This is a genomic window from Microcystis sp. BLCC-F209 (genome assembly GCF_041928595.1).
Taxonomy (GTDB): Bacteria; Cyanobacteriota; Cyanobacteriia; order Cyanobacteriales; family Microcystaceae; genus Microcystis.
The window spans coordinates 1-2609 of the sequence record NZ_JBHFLL010000098.1; the positions used below are offsets into that span (position 1 = coordinate 1).

Below are 2609 nucleotides of genomic sequence, written 5' to 3' on the forward strand. Positions count from 1 at the left end.
ACCCTTATAGAGACAGACATTGCTGCTATTTTTGTCAACTGTTTTCGCTCTAGAGAGAACTAATCAATTAAATCTCTTGCCAGATAAGGATTGAGTCGATTTATGCCCCCCTATCGAACCATAGCAAGTAACGAAGAGCCACAATTCTGCTTCTGGTATTACTGTAACGGGTGGTTGTTTGATTTACTGTATGAATTGATTGAGTCTGTATGAATTGCTTGAATACGACACAAAATGTAACGGGCGATGCACTAGAACTACCTTTTTTTATTAATAAATAGCGCCGCCCTTAACAGACGGTAAGGCCACTCTTTTTGTCTCTGCTGCTCTTATTGCACTGCTAGAACAGAAATATGTCCGACCTCTTTTGTATCGCTACGAGGCCGGATGACGATCTCGACGTCTTGATTCAATGCCGTGAGAAATTCCATCAATCGTTCAACTGAAAATTGATCGAGCCGATAGTTTTTTAGTGCTGAAACCTTGGGCTGCGGGATATTAAGCAGTATGGCAATCTCCCTCTGTTTCAGCTTGCGACTTTTCAGAAGTTCGTTAACGGCCAGGGCTAGGCGTGTTTTCGTTTGCCGTTCGGTTGCGTCTGGATAACCAAGGTCAGCGAAAACGTTTGTGGTGCCACGAGTAATTTCCAAATAGCTCATTTTGTCCCTCTACTTTCATAATCCGCTTGTGCCCGTTTCATCCGTTCAACAATAAGCTTTACATCCTCTTGAGGTGTCTTGATTCCAGACTTCGACTTTTTCTGGAATGCGTGCAGAACGTAAACAACTTCAGCGAAGCGCACAGTATAGACCGCTCGATAAGTGTCGCCTCGATGATCTTCGACGATCTCAAATACTCCTGCCCCTTCACCCTTCCAAGGTTTAGCCTTTGGATGTTTACCCCCCAACTGCGCTAGACCAAGGGCATAGCCCATATCGTCCTGCACCTCGGCAGGGAAAGTCAGGTAGTCCTTTTTCGCAGAGGCCACCCAATACAAGGGTTTTTCCCGCGACATACTTTTAGAAATTCGGATCATTCAAAAATATACCCAAACTGGAATAATCAGTCAAGGAATTAACAGAGCGGCGGTATCGCTTGAAGTTGCATCGCATGGTCAATATCAACATTCGATTCAGGCTGAGGCAATAATAAACCCCTTCATTTTCTTATTGAAGGGGCGTTTGTGGGGTTTTCTGATTGTTAGGAATCTTTTTCTAGTTCTTTTCCAGTGGATTTAGATGGTTTAATTTTGCGCGTGAGAATTGCACCTGCTCCTAAAGTGCCGAAGGCGATAATCCCAAGAATAGAGGAGGGTTCAGGAATTGAACTGGAAACAGGGGCAGTCGGGAGTTGTATATTATCTAAAGCAAAAACGAGGCGAACAGATCCTGAAATTTTTATCGAATCGAATGTGATACCACTAAATCCGAAGAAGTCATTTGACAAAGAGTCGGCATTTGTTGCACCGGATGAATCAACAAGATTAGTGCCTAGAAAAGCTTCAAAATATGTTGTTGTACCACTTTGTGTTCCAACAGCAAATGCTGCTTCAGTTTGTGGCTGCGTAAAAGATATGACAACCGGAGCAACAGTACCATCATGGGGTATAAAGTTAGTGACGACAGCACCAACAAAAACAGGGGGGGTGGGTGGTACGATAGAACCACCATTGTTAGAAAAATAAAACATATTTGGGGAAAAGACAACACCTTGATTTTGGTATTGATTGGTGATAGTGGTGCCGTCAGGATAGTCCTGTGACCCAAATGTAATTGTTGAATGAGAGTCGCTCAATCCGAAAGTATTTTGAAAAAAAGCGGCATGAGCTGGAGCAAAAACACCACTTAAAGCAATTCCACTAACCGCTAAACCTGTCACTAAAATAATTTTGTTGAAGTTCATGAAGTCTCCTTATTGAATTTGTAGAATTTGAGAACTGCTTACCTGAGTCGAGTCAACAATTCTGCTTCTGCTATTACCCTGATAGATGGTTGTTTGATTTGATGTGTGAATTGATTAAAACTGTATGAATTGCTTGAATACGACACAAAATGTCACGGGCGATGTACTAGAACTACCTTTTTTTATTAATAAATAGCGCCGCCCCTTGATTCAATGCCGTGATAAATTCGATTTTTGGACTTAGGAAGACGAAAACAACCAAACGCCGATTCAAAAATGAAGTGCACCACTAGGGTAGTCTTCCAATGAGGAGGCTCATCAAGGTAACCTGACTTGTACCACCAAGAGAGGAAAACCAAGACGAAGCTCCTCACATCAATTAGGAGTTAAATGCTACTTTGCTAATCCTTACCATTCTTGGGAGCGAGGACTCAACGAGCATACTAACGGTCTCATGCGGCAGTTTTTCCCGAAAGGGACAAATTTCTCTCATCGTCAAACAAGCTGAGGTAGACCGAGTGACAGACTTATACTTTGCACGGCTACTACTTGCATTTTTTACTCAAGGACAATAATATAGTTTAAGAGTCATAATTAGAAGCAAAGCACTCATTAAAAACATGATTAACCTAGAATTCACGGAAGAAGAAAAGAACTCACTGTATTATGAAAGATTTCATCATCCCCATCCCCGGGTTCAACTGAAG

General features: G+C 42.1%; 3 protein-coding genes and 1 pseudogene. 1 reads left to right on the forward strand and 3 read right to left on the reverse strand.

From position 1 onward, the window contains the following. Positions 1-329: 329 nt before the first annotated feature. From ACE1AQ_RS06355 to ACE1AQ_RS06365, 3 genes are all read right to left on the reverse strand, one after another. Positions 330-659 carry a helix-turn-helix domain-containing protein gene (locus ACE1AQ_RS06355; RefSeq protein ID WP_008206581.1) on the reverse strand — a complete coding sequence of 110 codons (330 nt, stop codon included), beginning with the start codon at positions 657-659 and terminating at the stop codon, positions 330-332. Next, positions 656-1036 carry a type II toxin-antitoxin system RelE/ParE family toxin gene (locus ACE1AQ_RS06360; protein ID WP_002763221.1) on the reverse strand — a complete coding sequence of 127 codons (381 nt, stop codon included), beginning with the start codon at positions 1034-1036 and terminating at the stop codon, positions 656-658. The genes ACE1AQ_RS06355 and ACE1AQ_RS06360 overlap by 4 nt, the downstream gene beginning before the upstream one ends. Before the next feature lie 164 nt (positions 1037-1200). Continuing rightward, positions 1201-1902, reverse strand: coding sequence for a hypothetical protein (locus ACE1AQ_RS06365; protein ID WP_106909139.1), 702 nt, complete (start codon positions 1900-1902; stop codon positions 1201-1203). A gap of 394 nt (positions 1903-2296) precedes the next feature. Between ACE1AQ_RS06365 and ACE1AQ_RS06370 the strand changes: the two are divergent. Then, positions 2297-2392, forward strand: a pseudogene (locus ACE1AQ_RS06370) (IS30 family transposase); the annotation flags it as partial. Positions 2393-2609: the final 217 nt, after the last annotated feature.